The sequence below is a fragment of the Mesorhizobium sp. CO1-1-8 genome (genome assembly GCF_020164875.1).
Classification (GTDB): Bacteria; Pseudomonadota; Alphaproteobacteria; order Rhizobiales; family Rhizobiaceae; genus Mesorhizobium.
This window is the reverse complement of sequence record NZ_JAIUGZ010000007.1, coordinates 1-18,127: the sequence shown is the minus strand read 5'-3', so window position 1 is coordinate 18,127 and position 18,127 is coordinate 1. Positions and strand designations below refer to the sequence as shown.

The 18,127-nt window shown below is 62.2% G+C and carries 14 protein-coding genes and 1 tRNA gene; 13 read left to right on the top strand and 2 right to left on the bottom strand.

Annotated elements, in window-relative coordinates:
• Positions 1 to 103: 103 nt before the first annotated feature.
• From LB558_RS15795 to LB558_RS15735, 13 genes are all read left to right on the top strand, one after another.
• A complete protein-coding gene (locus LB558_RS15795; RefSeq protein WP_224698397.1) occupies positions 104 to 1,738 on the top strand; it encodes a hypothetical protein in 1,635 nt (544 codons plus the stop codon).
• A 102-nt stretch (positions 1,739 to 1,840) separates the two neighbouring features.
• The gene (locus LB558_RS15790) at positions 1,841 to 2,326 is read left to right on the top strand and encodes a group II truncated hemoglobin (RefSeq protein ID WP_224698396.1); all 486 of its coding nucleotides are present in this window, start codon (positions 1,841 to 1,843) and stop codon (positions 2,324 to 2,326) included.
• 91 nt (positions 2,327 to 2,417) lie between these two features.
• On the top strand, positions 2,418 to 2,915 hold the full coding sequence (locus LB558_RS15785; RefSeq protein ID WP_224698395.1) for a metal-dependent hydrolase: 498 nt from the start codon (positions 2,418 to 2,420) through the stop codon (positions 2,913 to 2,915).
• 184 nt (positions 2,916 to 3,099) lie between these two features.
• A tRNA-Trp gene (locus LB558_RS15780) sits at positions 3,100 to 3,175 on the top strand.
• 398 nt (positions 3,176 to 3,573) lie between these two features.
• Entirely contained in the window at positions 3,574 to 3,777 is a 204-nt protein-coding gene (gene secE / locus LB558_RS15775) for a preprotein translocase subunit SecE (RefSeq protein WP_013531408.1), read from the top strand.
• A gap of 27 nt (positions 3,778 to 3,804) precedes the next feature.
• Positions 3,805 to 4,332 carry a transcription termination/antitermination protein NusG gene (gene nusG, locus LB558_RS15770; protein WP_013531409.1) on the top strand — a complete coding sequence of 176 codons (528 nt, stop codon included), beginning with the start codon at positions 3,805 to 3,807 and terminating at the stop codon, positions 4,330 to 4,332.
• A 158-nt stretch (positions 4,333 to 4,490) separates the two neighbouring features.
• On the top strand, positions 4,491 to 4,919 hold the full coding sequence (gene rplK, locus LB558_RS15765; protein WP_013531410.1) for a 50S ribosomal protein L11: 429 nt from the start codon (positions 4,491 to 4,493) through the stop codon (positions 4,917 to 4,919).
• A gap of 4 nt (positions 4,920 to 4,923) precedes the next feature.
• Complete coding sequence (rplA, locus tag LB558_RS15760) at positions 4,924 to 5,622, top strand: 50S ribosomal protein L1 (protein ID WP_127260185.1); 699 nt, start codon at positions 4,924 to 4,926, stop codon at positions 5,620 to 5,622.
• Between the two features lie 393 nt (positions 5,623 to 6,015).
• The gene (rplJ, locus tag LB558_RS15755) at positions 6,016 to 6,534 is read left to right on the top strand and encodes a 50S ribosomal protein L10 (protein ID WP_013531412.1); all 519 of its coding nucleotides are present in this window, start codon (positions 6,016 to 6,018) and stop codon (positions 6,532 to 6,534) included.
• Positions 6,535 to 6,588: 54 nt separating this feature from the next.
• Entirely contained in the window at positions 6,589 to 6,966 is a 378-nt protein-coding gene (rplL, locus tag LB558_RS15750) for a 50S ribosomal protein L7/L12 (RefSeq protein ID WP_126069215.1), read from the top strand.
• A gap of 251 nt (positions 6,967 to 7,217) precedes the next feature.
• Complete coding sequence (gene rpoB, locus LB558_RS15745) at positions 7,218 to 11,354, top strand: DNA-directed RNA polymerase subunit beta (RefSeq protein ID WP_127260184.1); 4,137 nt, start codon at positions 7,218 to 7,220, stop codon at positions 11,352 to 11,354.
• 129 nt (positions 11,355 to 11,483) lie between these two features.
• Positions 11,484 to 15,680, top strand: a complete 4,197-nt coding sequence (gene rpoC / locus LB558_RS15740) for a DNA-directed RNA polymerase subunit beta' (protein ID WP_224698394.1) — start codon at positions 11,484 to 11,486, stop codon at positions 15,678 to 15,680.
• Between the two features lie 86 nt (positions 15,681 to 15,766).
• Entirely contained in the window at positions 15,767 to 16,432 is a 666-nt protein-coding gene (locus LB558_RS15735) for an O-methyltransferase (RefSeq protein ID WP_224698393.1), read from the top strand.
• Between the two features lie 274 nt (positions 16,433 to 16,706).
• Here the strand turns inward: LB558_RS15735 and LB558_RS15730 are convergent, their stop codons facing one another.
• Both LB558_RS15730 and LB558_RS15725 read right to left on the bottom strand, forming a co-directional pair.
• Positions 16,707 to 17,633: a Gfo/Idh/MocA family protein gene (locus LB558_RS15730; protein ID WP_224698392.1), complete on the bottom strand. Its 927-nt coding sequence runs from the start codon at positions 17,631 to 17,633 to the stop codon at positions 16,707 to 16,709.
• Between the two features lie 182 nt (positions 17,634 to 17,815).
• Positions 17,816 to 18,097, bottom strand: a complete 282-nt coding sequence (locus tag LB558_RS15725; RefSeq protein ID WP_013531420.1) for a transcriptional regulator — start codon at positions 18,095 to 18,097, stop codon at positions 17,816 to 17,818.
• Positions 18,098 to 18,127: the final 30 nt, after the last annotated feature.

The window sequence follows — 18,127 nt, the reverse complement described above, 5'->3', positions numbered from 1 at the left end:
CTTTTCTTTTGCCCCAGAGACCGGTGCCATCTTGTCGCTCGGACCCTGTTGCAAGCCTTTGGACCTCGTCTAGTATAGGTTGCATCAAGGGGCTTTTTGCAGAATGGTTTCAGGGCGCCGTTGTCGGGCATTGTGGTCGCTGGCATTAATCTGCCTGCTGGCATTGCTTGCCGCGGGCCCGGTAGCCTTTGCGGCGGATGCGGCGCCGGATCTTGGGCCGACGATGCGGTTCGGCATTGTCCGCAGCAACGCACCGGGGTGCGAGCCGATCTGCCCGGAATGGATATCGGCCGAGGGCTCGATAGAAGCCGGCACGCCGGCACTCTTCAAACGCATGCTGAAGACGATTGGCGGGCGGAAACTGCCTGTTGTCGTGGATTCTCCCGGCGGCAATGTCGAGGCGGCGCTGACGCTTGGCCGGCTGATCCGCAAGAACAAGCTCGATATCGCTATCGGCAAGACGGTGTTTTCCAGCTGCCAGCCCGGTGCGAAGGGGTGCCAGGACCGTGACGCCCGCTACTTCGGCGATGTCATCGACTATGGCGCCATGTGCAATTCCGCCTGTCCTCTGATGTTTGCCGGCGGTATCAGGCGGGTGGCCGGCGAATGGGCCTACCTCGGCGTCCATCAGATCACCACGACCTACATCCGCACGAAATTGCAATACCGGACCACCTATCGCGTCGTGGGCGGCAAGAAGAAGATCCTCAACACAAAGATCGTCAGCCGCAAGAACGCCGGCAGCTACAAGACCTACGAGATGAGCAAGTCGGTGGAAAAAAAGCTGGCGGCCTACTTGGACCAGATGGGCATCGAACAAAGCATGCTCGAAACGATGAAGGGCACCCCGGCCAGCGAAATCCACCAGATCGCCCTCGACGACATGCTGGCGATGAAGCTGGTCACCAGTACGGACGCTGTAGGCCTGTTGACCGCGGCGAGCCTGTGCGAGCCCGGCCGCCTGGCCACGAATTGCCGGGAAATGCCGGGGGACAAGCCTGATGGCCCGACGGCGACCGCGGCCAAGCCCACTCCGCTGGCTATCGAACCCGAGCCGGCGCGGCGCGATGAAGACATGCGCTTCGTTGTCGTTCGCGGCACCAATCCGCTCTGCAATCCAGACTGCCCGGAATGGATCTCGGCGGAAGGCGCGATTACCCCTCAGACCCCGCAGAAGCTGCGCCAATTGCTCGCCACGCTCGGCAAACGGCAATTGCCTGTCGTGATCAGCTCGAGGGGAGGCGACCTGTTCAGCGCCCTGGCGGCGGGACGGCTGATCCATGAAAAGAAGCTCGACGTCGCGGTTGGCCGCACCGATTTCGTCGGCTGTGACCCAGGAGCGTGGAATTGCCTGGCCAAAGAGGGCGCCTATGCCGGGCTGAGCATCGATGCGGGCGTGGAGTGCGATTCGGCCTGCGCGCTGATGCTTGCCGGCGGCATCAAGCGGCTTGTCGGTCCCCAGGCGCGACTTAGCCTCTACCTGATGGGGCAAAAGCAGATGATCAAGGCCTATCTCGAGGAGATGGCGATCGGTCCCGCCCTGTTCGCGGCGATCGAGCGGCGCTCGGTCGAGCGCCGGCTGGAACCCGGCATGATGCTGAAGGTCGGACTGACGACGAGCCTGCAATCGGTCGACGCGCTGACCGGTGCCACCATTTGCGAGGCGGTGCCACGACCCGAGAATTGCCGGATCCGGCCTTCCGCCAATGCCGAGGCTGACGCGCCGGCCAAATTGTAGACCGCGGCGAAGTCACGAACTGGCCATCGAGGCAGGTTGAGACACTTCCGATTCTTCCGCTATCGTCGCTGCTGGCGGCGCCAGGCGGGCGGAGGATCGAGAATGAGCCAGGATATCCCGACACTCTACGAATGGGCCGGCGGCAGCGAGGCCTTGAACCGGCTGACCCAGACTTTCTACGACAAGGTGGCGCAGGACCCGATCGTCGGGCCGGTGTTCAAGACCATGTCGCCGGATCACCCCGCCCATGTCGCGGCCTTCATCGGCGAGGTTTTCGGCGGACCGAAGACCTACAGCGAGCAGTTCGGCGGCCACCGCGAGATGGTCATGCACCATCTGGGCAAGCATCTGAGCGAGGAGCAGCGCCGCCGCTGGATCAGCCTCCTGGCCGATGCAGCCGACGCGGTCGGCCTGCCTGACGATCCGGAATTCCGTTCGGCCTTCATGGGCTATGTCGAATGGGGATCGCGTCTGGCCAAGATGAACTCCAATCTCGGCGAGACATGCGATCCCGAGACGGAACCGATGCCGGCCTGGGGCTGGGGTGTGCCGGGCGGCCCTTATCGAGTACCGGGTACGAAACCATGATCGGCACGAAGCGTATCAGGCGCAGGCATCCGGAATAGCGCCACAATAGGGCGGAATGCTGCACCGGCCTGCAACCGTGAACGGTCCCGAGATGCTGATCGCCCATCTTCCCAGTGGCTATATTCTCGGCACGTTCATGCGCAGGCACTGGCCTGGCAGCCCGGGCATTCTGGGCGCCGCCATGGTCGGCAGCGCCATCCCCGACATCGACATGCTGTATTTCCATTTCATCGACGGCGGCCGCACACACCATCACGCCTACATGACGCATTGGCTGCTGTTCTGGGCGGCCACAGGGTTGTTGTCGCTGATTCTCGTCAACTGGCGGGCTCGATCGTATGTGGCCGCCACGGCCGCCTTCTTTGCCGCCGCCATGCTGCACATGATCCTCGATACGCTGGCGTCGCCGATTTTGTGGCTGATGCCGTTCGACCGACAGGCATTCGAACTCGTCACCGTGCCTGCGAGCTACAGCAACTGGGTCTTGAGTTTTGTGTTGCACTGGACGTTCGCATGCGAACTTCTGGTATGCGGCTGGGCGCTTTGGCTTGCACTCGCCCGGCCGCGGCCTGCCGCGAGTGCCGCTTGAGGACGCTCCGCGTCGAGGAGGGCGGGCGACATCTCGCGCAATCGCGCGTTGGCGACTTCAGGCGGGAGCTCGAGATCGACCCGGAGGGCCTTGTCGGGGTTAAGGCGCGTTTGCTAGCAAACCGCTCTTTACAGAGCGTGCGGAAGCTTTTAGGAAGCGCCTGCTGCGCCGACATGCGCACGATACGGGCATAGCTCAGTTGGTAGAGCGGCGGTCTCCAAAACCGCAGGTCGTAGGTTCGAGCCCTGCTGCCCGTGCCATTTCTTGGAATGGCACTCAACGCCATGTTTCGCCATTTCTCAAAATGGCGTTTCAAAACGATATTTTCCTGGTCTGGCCTTTGAAAATCGGCGACCCGCTTGCCATATAGGGCCGATTGGGGCATAAGAGCGCCATAGCCGGGACGGAACGACTGGATGGTTCCGAGGCGGTGTTTGGTCATAAAGCGGAGACTTGCCACTTGCGTGGATCAAGAATCGGTTTTATGTAGACGAAACAGACACGCGACGCGTGGAGCTGGGAAACCGGCTTTACGCGTCTGATTTGCATGGGCGAAATGATTGCGCTGATTCGGCGCGAAATTCGCTCAGGCGGTACGTCCCGGCCAGCGGGATCATCCAGGAGACCCGGCCAACGGGTCTTGAAGACAGAGCGGCATATGGCTTCGAAAACCACAAATCCTTTCGTCTTTCTCCAGCAGGTCCGCGCGGAGACCGCCAAGGTGACTTGGCCGTCGCGGCGCGAAACGATGATCTCGACGGTGATGGTTCTGGCCTTCGCAGTGATCGCGATGATCTTTTTCTTCACCGCTGATCAGCTCATGGGCCTCGCGGTCGAACAGATTCTGGGCATCGGACGCTAAGTCCGGCGATTACGGAGAAGTCTTGAAATGACCGCGCGCTGGTACATCGTCCACGCCTATTCGAACTTTGAAAAGAAGGTCGCCGAGGATATCGAGAACAAGGCCAAGCAGAAGGGCCTGTCCGCCGACATCCACCAGATCGTGGTTCCGACCGAGAAGGTCGTCGAAGTTCGCCGCGGCCGCAAGGTCGATGCCGAGCGCAAGTTCTTTCCGGGCTACGTGCTGCTGAAGGCCAATTTGACCGATGCCGTGTTCTCGCTGGTCAAGAACACACCGAAGGTCACCGGCTTCCTGGGTGACTCCAAGCCGGTGCCGATCACCGAGGCGGAAGCGCAGCGCATCCTGAACCAGGTGCAGGAAGGCGTCGAGCGGCCCAAGCCCTCGGTCACGTTCGAGATCGGCGAAGCGATCCGCGTTTCGGATGGTCCCTTCGCGTCGTTCAACGGTTTCGTCCAGGAAGTGGACGAGGAGCGGGCGCGGCTCAAGGTGGAAGTTTCGATCTTCGGGCGCGCCGTGCCGGTCGATCTGGAATTCGGACAGGTCGAAAAGGGCTGATCCGAAATCCCTGGCGCCGGTTTGGCGGTCGGGGGAGGCGGCGCGGAGGCGCGGCCTGAGAACGGTGGGAGACGAATGCGGCTTTAGCCGGCCGCATGGATCGCACCACCAGACTGCAACCGCCGGCATGACCGGCATAGACAAAGGCAGGAAAAGAGATGGCTAAGAAAATTGCAGGCCAGCTCAAGCTCCAGGTGAAAGCGGGATCGGCTACGCCGTCTCCCCCGATCGGCCCGGCGCTTGGTCAGCGTGGCATCAACATCATGGAATTCTGCAAGGCGTTCAACGCGCAGACCCAGGAAATGGAAAAGGGATCGCCGGTTCCGGTCGTCATCACCTACTATCAGGACAAGTCCTTCACCTTCGTCATGAAGACGGCGCCGGTGAGCTACTTCCTGAAGAAGGCGGCGAACCTGACGTCCGGTTCCAAGGAGCCGGGCAAGGTCAAGGCCGGTACGGTTTCGCGTGACAAGGTCCGCGAGATTGCCACCGCGAAGATGAAAGACCTGAACGCAAACGACGTCGAAGCGGCCATGCGCATGGTCGAGGGCTCCGCCCGCTCGATGGGTCTGGAAGTGGTGGGCTAAGATCATGGCAAAGATTGCAAAGCGCGTATCGAAGACCCGCGAAGGCATCGATCCCAACAAGGCTTATGCCCTGGGTGATGCGCTGAAGCTGCTCAAGGACCGTTCCTCGGTGAAGTTCGATGAGACCATCGAAGTCGCCATGAACCTCGGCGTCGACCCGCGCCATGCCGACCAGATGGTCCGCGGCGTGGTCAACCTGCCGAACGGCACCGGTCGCTCGGTGCGTGTCGCCGTGTTCGCTCGTGGCGACAAGGCCGACGAAGCGCGCGCCGCCGGCGCCGACATCGTTGGTGCCGAGGATCTGGTCGACATCGTCCAGAAGGGCACGATCGATTTCGATCGCTGCATCGCCACGCCGGACATGATGCCGCTGGTCGGCCGTCTGGGCAAAGTGCTCGGCCCGCGCGGCATGATGCCGAACCCGAAGGTCGGCACCGTCACCACCGACGTAGCCGCCGCCGTCAAGGCATCCAAGGGTGGCGCCGTCGAGTTCCGTGTCGAGAAGGCTGGCATCGTCCATGCCGGCGTCGGCAAGGTCTCCTTCGACGTCAAGGCCCTGGAAGAGAACATCCGCGCCTTCGCCGATGCCGTGACCAAGGCAAAGCCGACTGGTGCCAAGGGCAACTACGTCAAGAAGGTGTCGGTCACCTCGACGATGGGCCCGGGCCTCAAGCTCGACGTCGCGACGCTCACAGCGTCCTGATACGAATATTTGGATCGGCCGCTAAAAGGCTGATCCGCAAGTGAATTCCGGGCCTCCGACTTGTCGGCGGCCCGGTGCCGGAAGCCGAGAGGCTTCCGGACATCCTGTCCGAGATTGCAGGCGGCCCAGAAGCCTTAATTCGATTTGGGCCTGCATGAGACGGGTGAAGACCGGACAACGGGGCGATTGCTCCAATGAAAGGTTCGAACCGTGTTTGCCTTTTGTCTGCGCATCGCCGGCTTGACTGTCGATGTGGCGAAAGGGGGCAGGATCCTCGAGCGTCGTTCGGGAGATCCGTTACTGGATGGCCCGGCCGACAAAAGGCAACCCGACGCCTGTCCTCGTCAATGGGATGTTCCCGTTAACAGGATTGGGGTCAACTGGAGATAGGCAGTGGACAGAGCGGAAAAACGCGAACTCGTCACGGGCCTGAACGGTGCGTTCTCGAACGCAGGTTCAGTGGTCGTGGCCCACTACGCCGGTATCACCGTCGCGCAAATGAACGACCTTCGGTCGAAAATGCGCGCCGCCGGTGGCACCGTCAAAGTCGCGAAGAACCGTCTCGCCAAAATCGCTCTTCAGGGCACGGACTCCGCATCGATCATCGAGCTGTTCAAGGGACAGACGCTGATTGCTTATTCGGAGGATCCGATTGCGGCGCCGAAGGTCGCGTCCGATTTCGCCAAGGGAAATGACAAGCTCGTCATTCTCGGCGGCGCAATGGGCACCACCTCGCTCAATGCCGACGGTGTGAAGGCACTCGCCACACTTCCGTCGCTCGATGAGCTGCGCGCCAGGCTGGTTGGCATGATCGCTACGCCGGCAACCCGGATCGCCCAGATCGTCAATGCGCCAGCGGCTTCGGTCGCGCGCGTCATCGGCGCTTACGCCCGGAAGGACGAGGCGGCATGAGGCCGTTCCTCGCTATCACAAACACACGTTCGAACCTTATGAAGGAACACAACAATGGCTGATCTCGCAAAGATCGTAGACGACCTTTCGAAGCTGACCGTCCTCGAGGCGGCCGAGCTGTCGAAGCTTCTGGAAGAAAAGTGGGGCGTTTCCGCCGCTGCTCCGGTGGCGGTTGCCGCTGCTGGCGGCGCTGCGGCCGCTGCTGCTCCGGCCGAGGAGAAGACGGAATTCGACGTCGTCCTCACCGAGGCAGGCGCTCAGAAGATCAACGTCATCAAGGAAGTCCGCGCCATCACCGGTCTTGGCCTCAAGGAAGCCAAGGATCTGGTCGAAGCGGCTCCGAAGCCGGTCAAGGAAGCCGTTTCCAAGGCCGACGCTGACAAGTTCAAGGCCCAGCTGGAAGCAGCCGGCGCCAAGGTCGAACTGAAGTAAGCGTAAAAGCGGCGGGCGGCCTCGCGCCGTCCGCCACTCCCTTCGCCCGAAGGGAGAGCGCGTAACGCGAGATCTACGAGAACCTCTTTCCTGAGGGCCGCAAACCGGCCTTCAGGAAACGGGTTTTCTCCCGTTCTAGCCGGCCGCCGACAGGCGCCGGGAAAACAGACAGAGGGTTGCCGCCAAGGTGGCCCAGCATGCAAGGCGAGCCGCGGCGAGGCTCGTCCCGAGTTTAGAGCTAAGGAGCGACGATGGCCCAGACCCAGACTTTCAATGGCCGCAGACGCGTACGCAAGTTCTTCGGAAAGATTCCGGAAGTTGCGGAGATGCCGAACCTGATCGAGGTTCAGAAGGCATCCTATGACCAGTTCCTGATGGTGGCGGAGCCCAAGGGTGGGCGTCCGGACGAGGGACTGCAGGCCGTTTTCAAGTCGGTCTTCCCGATCTCCGATTTTTCCGGCTCCTCGATGCTGGAGTTCGTGAAGTATGAGTTCGAAGGACCGAAATTCGACGTTGACGAATGCCGTCAGCGCGATCTCACCTATGCCGCGCCGCTCAAGGTGACGCTGCGCCTCATCGTGTTCGATATCGACGAGGATACCGGCGCCAAGTCCATCAAGGACATCAAGGAGCAGGACGTCTACATGGGCGACATGCCGCTCATGACCTTGAACGGCACCTTCATCGTCAACGGCACCGAGCGCGTCATCGTTTCGCAGATGCACCGTTCGCCGGGCGTTTTCTTCGACCATGACAAGGGCAAGTCGCACTCGTCGGGCAAGCTTCTGTTTGCCGCGCGCGTCATTCCCTATCGTGGCTCGTGGCTCGACATCGAGTTCGATTCCAAAGACGTGGTGCACGCCCGCATCGATCGCCGCCGCAAGATTCCGGTGACGTCGCTGCTGATGGCGCTCGGCATGGACGGCGAAGAGATCCTGTCGACCTTCTACAACAAGATCACCTACAAGCGCGCCGGCGACCACTGGCGCATTCCGTTCAACGTCGAGCGTTTCCGCGGCCTCAAGGCCGTCGGCGACCTGGTCGATGCCGACACCGGCGAAGTCGTCGTCGAAGCCGGCAAGAAGATCACGGCACGCCAGGCAAGGGCGCTTGGCGAAAAGGGTCTGAAGGCGATCAAGGCGACCGACGAGGACCTGCTCGGCAACTATCTGGCCGAGGATATCGTCAACTACGCCACCGGCGAGATATTCCTCGAAGCCGGCGACGAGATCGACGAGAAGACGCTGAAGGTGCTGCTCGGCACGGGCGAAGAGGAGATCAAGGTTCTCGACATCGACCACGTCAATGTCGGCGCCTATATCCGCAACACGCTCAACGTCGACAAGAACGAGAGCCGCCAGGACGCGTTGTTCGACATCTATCGTGTCATGCGCCCCGGCGAGCCGCCGACGCTTGAAACCGCCGAAGCCATGTTCAACTCGCTGTTCTTCGATAGTGAGCGCTACGATCTGTCGGCCGTCGGCCGCGTCAAGATGAACATGCGCCTCGAACTCAAGGCCGAGGACACCGTGCGTGTGCTGCGCAAGGACGACATCCTGGCCGTGGTCAGGACGCTGGTCGAACTGCGTGACGGCAAGGGCGAAATCGACGACATCGACAATCTCGGCAACCGCCGCGTGCGTTCGGTCGGCGAGCTGATGGAAAACCAGTACCGCGTCGGCCTGCTGCGCATGGAGCGCGCGATCAAGGAGCGTATGTCCTCGATCGAGATCGACACGGTCATGCCGCAGGACCTGATCAATGCCAAGCCGGCGGCTGCCGCCGTGCGCGAGTTCTTCGGTTCCTCGCAGCTGTCGCAGTTCATGGATCAGACCAACCCGCTGTCGGAGATCACCCACAAGCGCCGTCTTTCGGCACTTGGACCGGGCGGTTTGACCCGCGAGCGCGCCGGCTTCGAAGTGCGCGACGTGCACCCGACGCATTACGGCCGCATCTGCCCGATCGAGACGCCGGAAGGCCCGAATATCGGTCTGATCAACTCGCTGGCCACCTTCGCACGCGTCAACAAGTACGGCTTCATCGAGAGCCCGTACCGCAAGATCGTCGACGGCAAGCTGACCAATGACGTCGTCTATCTCTCGGCGATGGAAGAGGCCAAGCACCATGTCGCGCAGGCCAACGCCGAGCTCGACAAGAACGGAGGCTTCGTCGACGAATTCGTCATTTGCCGCAGTGCCGGCGAAGTGATGATGGCGCCGCGCGAAAACGTCGATCTGATGGACGTGTCGCCCAAGCAGATGGTGTCGGTGGCCGCGGCCCTGATCCCGTTCCTGGAAAACGACGACGCCAACCGCGCTCTGATGGGCTCGAACATGCAGCGTCAGGCCGTGCCGCTGGTGCGCGCCGAGGCGCCGTTCGTCGGCACCGGCATGGAGCCGATCGTCGCCCGTGACTCGGGCGCCGCCATCGGCGCCCGCCGCGGCGGCATCGTCGACCAGGTGGACGCGACGCGTATCGTTATCCGCGCCACCGAAGATCTCGATCCGGGCAAGTCCGGCGTCGACATCTACCGGCTGATGAAGTTCCAGCGTTCGAACCAGAACACCTGCATCAACCAGCGTCCGCTGGTTCGCATGGGCGACCGGGTCAACAAGGGCGACATCATCGCCGACGGTCCGTCGACCGAGCTCGGCGATCTGGCGCTCGGCCGCAACGTGCTGGTCGCGTTCATGCCGTGGAACGGCTACAACTACGAGGACTCGATCCTCCTGTCCGAACGCATCGTCGCCGATGACGTCTTCACCTCGATCCATATCGAGGAGTTCGAGGTCATGGCGCGCGATACCAAGCTCGGGCCGGAGGAAATCACGCGCGATATCCCGAACGTTTCGGAAGAAGCGCTGAAGAACCTCGACGAAGCCGGCATCGTCTATATCGGTGCGGAAGTTCAGCCGGGCGACATTCTGGTCGGCAAGATCACGCCGAAGGGCGAAAGCCCGATGACGCCGGAAGAGAAGCTTCTGCGCGCCATCTTCGGCGAAAAGGCATCCGATGTGCGCGACACCTCGATGCGCATGCCTCCGGGCACTTTCGGCACGGTCGTCGAGGTGCGCGTGTTCAATCGCCACGGTGTGGAGAAGGACGAGCGCGCCATGGCGATCGAGCGCGAGGAGATCGAACGCCTCGCCAAGGACCGCGACGACGAGCAGGCCATTCTGGACCGTAACGTCTATGCGCGTCTTTCCGACGTCCTCGTCGGCAAGGAAGCGATCGCTGGACCGAAGGGCTTCAAGAAGGGCTCGACGCTGTCCAAGGATACGCTCGACGAGTATCCGCGTTCGCAGTGGTGGCAGTTTGCCGTGGAGAACGAAAAGCTCCAGAGCGAACTGGAAGCGCTGCGTGGCCAGTACGACGATTCCAAGAAGGCGCTCGAACAGCGTTTCATGGACAAGGTCGAGAAGGTCCAGCGCGGCGACGAAATGCCTCCGGGCGTCATGAAGATGGTCAAGGTCTTCGTGGCCGTGAAGCGCAAGATGCAGCCCGGCGACAAGATGGCCGGCCGTCACGGCAACAAGGGTGTCGTGTCGCGGATCGTTCCGGTCGAGGACATGCCTTTCCTCGAGGACGGCACGCATGCCGATATCGTGCTCAACCCGCTGGGTGTGCCGAGCCGCATGAATGTCGGCCAGATCCTGGAAACGCATCTGGGCTGGGCATGCGCGGGCATGGGCAGGAAGATCGGCGAGCTGATCGACACGTACAAGGCAGCCGGCGACATCAAGCCGTTGCGCAAGACGCTCGAGAGCTTCATTCCGGCCAACGACCGCAACGAGCCGGTTCGTGACTATGACGACGAGAGCATTGTTCGCCTCAGCGAGCAGATGCGACGCGGCGTCTCGATCGCGACCCCGGTGTTCGACGGCGCGCATGAGGCTGACATCAACATCATGCTGGAGCAGGCGGGCCTGCACACCAGCGGTCAGTCGCAGCTCTATGACGGACGCACCGGCGAGCCGTTCGACCGCAAGGTGACGATGGGCTACATCTACATGCTCAAGCTTCACCATCTCGTGGACGACAAGATCCACGCGCGTTCGATCGGTCCGTACTCGCTCGTCACGCAGCAGCCGCTGGGCGGCAAGGCGCAGTTCGGTGGCCAGCGCTTCGGCGAAATGGAGGTCTGGGCGCTGGAAGCATACGGCGCCGCCTACACGCTGCAGGAAATGCTGACGGTGAAGTCCGACGACGTCGCCGGCCGTACCAAGGTCTACGAGGCGATCGTCCGTGGGGACGACACCTTCGAGGCCGGCATCCCCGAGAGCTTCAACGTTCTCGTCAAGGAAATGCGGTCTCTCGGCCTCAATGTCGAGCTGGAGAACACCAAGCTCGACGACAACCCTGTCCGGCTGCCCGACGCGGCCGAGTAAGGCAATGGCGCGCCACGGCTTTCCGCGGCGCGCCAATCGAATTCGACGGCCAGTGGCCGACAAAGACGGCGGGCGTTTGGCTCGCGACTAGATGCAAGGGGTCTTCGAGACCCCGAAAAGGAGAACGGCATGAACCAAGAGGTCATGAATCTCTTCAATCCGCAGGCGCCTGCGCAGGTGTTCGATTCCATCCGGATATCGCTTGCCAGCCCTGAGAAGATTCTGTCCTGGTCTTTCGGCGAGATCAAGAAGCCGGAGACCATCAACTACCGCACCTTCAAGCCGGAGCGTGACGGTCTGTTCTGTGCGCGCATTTTTGGCCCGATCAAGGACTATGAGTGCCTGTGCGGCAAGTACAAGCGCATGAAGTACAAGGGCGTCATCTGCGAGAAGTGCGGCGTTGAAGTCACGCTGTCGCGCGTTCGTCGCGAGCGCATGGGCCATATCGAGCTGGCGGCACCGGTCGCCCATATCTGGTTCCTGAAGTCGCTGCCGTCGCGCATCGGCACGCTGCTCGACATGACGCTGAAGGATATCGAGCGCGTCCTCTACTTCGAGAACTACATCGTCACCGAACCTGGCCTCACCGCGCTGAAGGAGCACCAGCTGCTCAGCGAGGAAGAGTACATGATCGCCGTCGACGAGTATGGCGAGGATTCGTTCACCGCCATGATCGGCGCCGAGGCCATTCATGACCTCCTGGCCGGCATGGACCTGGAGAAGATCGCCGGCGACCTGCGTTCGGAACTGGCGTCGACCACCTCCGAGCTGAAGCAGAAGAAGTATCTGAAGCGGCTCAAGGTCGTCGAGAACTTCATGGAATCCGGCAACCGTCCGGAATGGATGATCATGAAGGTGGTTCCGGTGATCCCGCCGGACTTGCGTCCGCTGGTTCCTCTGGACGGCGGCCGCTTCGCCACGTCGGATTTGAACGATCTCTATCGCCGCGTCATCAACCGCAACAATCGTCTGAAGCGGCTGATCGAGCTGCGCGCTCCCGGCATCATCGTGCGCAATGAAAAGCGCATGCTGCAGGAAGCCGTCGATGCGCTGTTCGACAACGGCCGTCGCGGCCGTGTCATCACCGGCGCCAACAAGCGTCCGCTGAAGTCGCTGTCCGACATGCTCAAGGGCAAGCAGGGCCGGTTCCGTCAGAACCTGCTCGGCAAGCGCGTCGACTATTCCGGCCGCTCGGTCATCGTGACCGGTCCGGAACTCAAGCTGCACCAGTGCGGCCTGCCCAAGAAGATGGCGCTCGAACTGTTCAAACCCTTCATCTACGCCCGTCTCGACGCCAAGGGTTACTCCTCGACCGTCAAGCAGGCGAAGAAGCTGGTCGAGAAGGAGCGTCCGGAAGTCTGGGATATCCTCGACGAGGTCATCCGCGAGCATCCGGTGCTGCTGAACCGTGCGCCGACGCTGCACCGTCTCGGCATCCAGGCGTTCGAGCCAATCCTGATCGAAGGCAAGGCGATCCAGCTGCATCCGCTGGTCTGCACGGCCTTCAACGCCGACTTCGACGGTGACCAGATGGCCGTTCACGTGCCGCTGTCGCTGGAAGCGCAGCTTGAAGCCCGCGTGCTGATGATGTCGACCAACAACATCTTGCACCCGGCTTCCGGCGCACCGATCATCGTGCCGTCGCAGGACATGGTTCTGGGTCTCTACTATCTCTCGATCGTCAACCAGAACGAGCCGGGCGAAGGCATGGTGTTTGCCGACATGGGCGAACTCCAGCACGCGCTCGAGACCAAGGCCGTGACGCTGCACTCCAAGATCAAGGGTCGTTTCCGCACGGTCGACGCCGAAGGCAAGGTCGTGTCGAAGATCCATGACACCACGCCTGGCCGCATGATCATCGGCGAGCTTCTGCCGAAGAACGTCAACGTGCCTTACGAGACCGCCAACCAGGAGATGACCAAGAAGAACATCTCCAAGATGATCGACACCGTCTACCGCCACTGCGGTCAGAAGGAGACGGTCATTTTCTGCGATCGCATCATGGCGCTCGGCTTCAGCCATGCCTGCCGCGCCGGCATTTCGTTCGGCAAGGACGACATGCTGATCCCGGATGCCAAGATCAAGCTGGTCTCCGACACCGAGGCTTTGGCCAAGGAATACGAGCAGCAGTACAATGACGGTCTGATCACGCAGGGCGAGAAGTACAACAAGGTCGTCGACGCCTGGGCCAAGTGCTCGGAAAAGGTCGCCGACGAAATGATGGCCCGCATCAAGGCGGTCGAGTTCGAGGACAATGGCCGTCAGAAGCCGATGAACTCGATCTACATGATGTCGCACTCCGGTGCGCGTGGCTCGCCCACCCAGATGCGTCAGCTCGCCGGCATGCGCGGCCTTATGGCCAAGCCGTCGGGTGAAATCATCGAGACGCCGATCATCTCGAACTTCAAGGAAGGCCTGACCGTGCTCGAGTACTTCAACTCGACCCACGGCGCCCGCAAGGGTCTGGCCGACACCGCCTTGAAGACGGCGAACTCGGGTTACCTCACCCGTCGTCTGGTCGACGTGGCGCAGGATTGCATCGTCAACTCCGTCGACTGCGGCACCGACAAGGGCCTCACCATGCAGCCGATCGTCGATGCCGGTCAGGTCGTCGCTTCGGTCGGCCAGCGCGTGCTGGGCCGTACGTCGCTCGACGACATCACGCATCCGGTGTCGGGCGAGATCCTGGTCAAGGCCGGAACGCTGATGGACGAGCGTGACGTGGAACAGATCGAAAAGGCCGGCGTCCAGTCGGTCCGCATCCGCTCGGCACTGACTTGCGAAGTCAGGGTTGGCGTCTGCGCGGTCTGCTACGGTCGCGATCTTGCCCGCGGCACCCCGGTCAACCAGGGCGAAGCTGTCGGCGTCATCGCGGCGCAGTCGATCGGCGAGCCGGGCACGCAGCTCACCATGCGTACCTTCCACATGGGCGGTACCGCGCAGGTGGTGGACAGCTCGTTCCTTGAAGCCTCGTATGAGGGCAAGGTCGAGATCCGCAACCGCAACGTGGTGCGCAATTCCGACGGCCAGCAGATGGTCATGGGCCGCAACATGGCGGTGCTGATCCTCGACGAAGCCGGCAAGGAGCGCGCCTCTCACCGTCTCACCTATGGTTCGCGCATCTTCGTGGACGATGGTGACAAGGTGAAGCGCGGCCAGCGTATCGCCGAGTGGGATCCCTATACCCGCCCGGTCCTCACCGAAATCGAGGGCAGGGTGTCGTACGAGGATCTGGTCGACGGCATTTCCGTTCAGGAAACGGCCGACGAGTCGACCGGCATCACCAAGCGTGAGGTCATCGACTGGCGCTCGACGCCACGCGGCAACGACCTGAAGCCGGCGATTGCGATCCAGGACGCCAAGGGCAAGGTCGGCAAGCTGTCGAAGGGTGGCGACGCCCGCTTCCTGCTCTCGGTCGAGGCCATTCTTTCGGTCGAGCCGGGTTCGCAGGTTCGCCCCGGCGACGTGCTGGCACGTATTCCGATGGAAAGCGCCAAGACCAAGGACATCACCGGCGGTCTGCCGCGTGTTGCCGAGCTGTTCGAGGCACGTCGTCCGAAGGATCACGCCATCATCGCCGAGATCGACGGCACGATCCGCTTCGGCCGCGACTACAAGAACAAGCGTCGCATCATCATCGAGCCGCATGACTCGACGCTTGAGCCGGTCGAATACCTGATCCCGAAGGGCAAGCCGTTCCATCTCCAGGACGGCGACGTCATCGAGAAGGGCGATTACATCCTCGACGGCAATCCGGCGCCGCACGACATCCTGGCGATCAAGGGCGTGGAGGCACTTGCTTCCTACCTCGTCAACGAAATCCAGGAAGTCTACCGTCTGCAGGGCGTGTCGATCAACGACAAGCACATCGAGGTGATCGTTCGCCAGATGCTGCAGAAGGTCGAGATCACGGTGCAGGGCGACTCGACCTACATCCCGGGCGACCACGTCGACGTGATCGAACTGGAAGAGGTCAACGAGCGTCTGGTCGAGGACGGCAAGAAGCCGGCCGAAGGCCTGCCGGTGCTGCTCGGCATCACCAAGGCATCGCTGCAGACGCCGTCCTTCATCTCGGCCGCCTCTTTCCAGGAGACGACCCGAGTGCTGACGGAGGCCGCGGTTGCCGGCAAGACCGACATGCTGCAGGGCTTGAAGGAAAACGTCATCGTCGGCCGGCTGATCCCGGCCGGCACCGGCGGCACGATGAGCCAGATCCGGCGCATCGCCACCGCGCGCGACGAACTGATCATCGACGAGCGCCGCAAGGCCTCGGGTGTGGAAGTCGCCGAGCCGATGCTGGCCGATATGACAACCGCCGCGCAGTAAGCGCGGAAGGAAAGAGAGATGGAAAAGGGGCCCAAGCGGCCCCTTTTTCGCGTTTTGGGTTCCGCATCTGATCGGAGAAGAAAACGATGAGCAAGAAGAAGTGGGCGGCAGTCGACGATTACATCGTTGGTTCCCTGTTTGAGGCGGACCCCGTCCTTGATGCAGTTCTGGCGGCCAACCATGATCACGGCCTGCCGGCGATCGACGTCTCGCCGGCGCAAGGCAAGCTGCTTTCCCTTCTTGTGCGCATGCGGGGAGCGATAAAGGTTCTCGAAATCGGCACGTTGGGCGGGTATTCGACCATCTGGATGGCGCGGGCACTGCCTGCCGGCGGCAAGGTCGTGACGCTCGAACTCGATCCGCACCATGCCGGTATCGCGCGATCGAATTTCGAGCGGGCAGGCGTCTCGGAGCGGGTGGAACTACGGGTCGGTCCGGCGCTTCAGTCGCTTGCAGCACTTGGCGCCGAGAATGCCGGGCCATTCGACTTCATCTTCATCGATGCCGACAAGCCGAACAATCCGAATTATCTGTCCTGGGCGATGCGGCTTTCGAGATCGGGGACCGTGATCATCTGCGACAACGTCATCCGCGACGGCGCAGTGCTCGATCAGGGTGGCCTTGATCCCAATGTAGAAGGGGCACGCGCCGCATTCTCGTTCATCGGCAGCGAGAAGCGTCTGGACGGCACCGCCATCCAGACCGTTGGCGCCAAGGGCTATGACGGCTTTGCCATTGCGATCGTGGAGTGAGATCACACCTGATTGTCTGAATGACGCTGATATCAGACCAACTCGGTCGTGCTTACTTGTCGTGGGCTATCCGTTTGACGATCGGCTTCCCCCAATCCGTCGCTGCTTCGCAGTGCCACCTTTCCCCTTCGGAGGGAAGGAAGCCGCGTTGCGCGCCGTTCCTCTACCCCGTCGATCGGGGGAGAGGTGGCTCGGCGTAGCCGAGACGGAGTGGGAGTCGACCTGGCACCAGCGTGCATTCACGCCACGTCCACGATCCCGTCGCGTGCACAGATCAATCGAAAAAAGCCTCGACCACGTTGCGCTTGCCGAGCATGAAGGCGTCGGCGACATGCTGGAGCGGCGCGAGATCGACATCGGAGGTGCCGGCGCGCACGATTTCGGCAAAGCGCTTGTAGAGCATCGGGTATTCCGCTTCGGGCTCTTCGTGAATGACCTTGCCGTCGATGGCGAGCTTCGACCCGCCGCCCGACAGCACCATGGCGCCCTTGTCGGTGTCGGCCAGGATGTCCCAGCTTTGCGGGCCTGTCTGCAGCCAGTCGAGATCCATGGTCACCGGCAACCCATTCGAGGTGCGGAAGGTGACGCGCGCGGCAACCGGGGAGGCGCGGTTTTCGGGAAAGTCGAGCACTGCCGAGGTGATGAACATCGCCGGCAGGATATGGGTGGCAATCGACAGCGCGTTGATGCCGGGATCGAAGACGCCAAAACCGCCGGGAGCCCAGATCCATTCCTGGTTCGGATGCCAGCGGCGCACATCTTCCTTCCAGTTGATGGCGGCCGACCTGATCTTGGCCGTGTCGAGAAATACGCGCGCGGCCTCGACCGCCGGCGCGTAGCGCGAGTGCCAGCTGGCGAACAGCGAGACGCCGTTCTGCGCGGCCAATGTCTTGAGGTCCTCGACCTCGCTGACAGTGGCGCCAGGCGGCTTCTCCAGGAAGACATGCTTCTTGGCCATCAGCGCCGTCCGCGCCGCGTCGTAGCGGAACTGCGGCGGCATGCAAAGCGATACGGCCTCGAGTTCGGGCACGGCACCGAGCATGGCTTCGATGTCAGGAAAATTCGCGATGTCATCCACCTTGCCGTGACGGCTGGCGGCCGCGATGAGGCGATAGTCCTGGTCTTTCGCCAGGGCCGGCAGGTGCTGGTCGCGGACGATCTTGCCGACGCCGACGATGCCTATCTTGATGGGCTGGGACACGGCCGCTCCGTCTGTTTGAGGATGGTGATGGTTTCTTATCAGAACACTTGCCCCGGGCAAGCCGAAGCCGAGCAGCCAAGCTCAGCCTTCCTCGAGCGGCAGTGCACACCTCTGTCGGCTGGTAAGGCCGCGGTCGCCGATTCGTCTCGGTAACCGATTCGAAAGCTGGACCGGGTTCGGGGTCAGATCGGCACGTCGAAGGTAACGATCGACACTTCGCCTTCGAGCGCGCCCTGGAAGGCGGAAATATGCGGCTCTTCGTCAGGGATACCGTCCATGTCGCCGATCTGGTCGAGCTCGGCCTCGGCGTACCCTTCGGCGGCAAGCGATTCGAGTGCCCGGCGCACCGCCGAATCGTCGTCGGGCGCGACCAGCATGACGTGCACGCCTTCCGGTTTGCCGCCTTTTTTCTTCCACACCCGGCCGGTGATGATGGTGACCGGGCGTTCTTCGTTGTCGTTCACGGGCCGATTCCTCTTGGCAGCGGGTGGGCG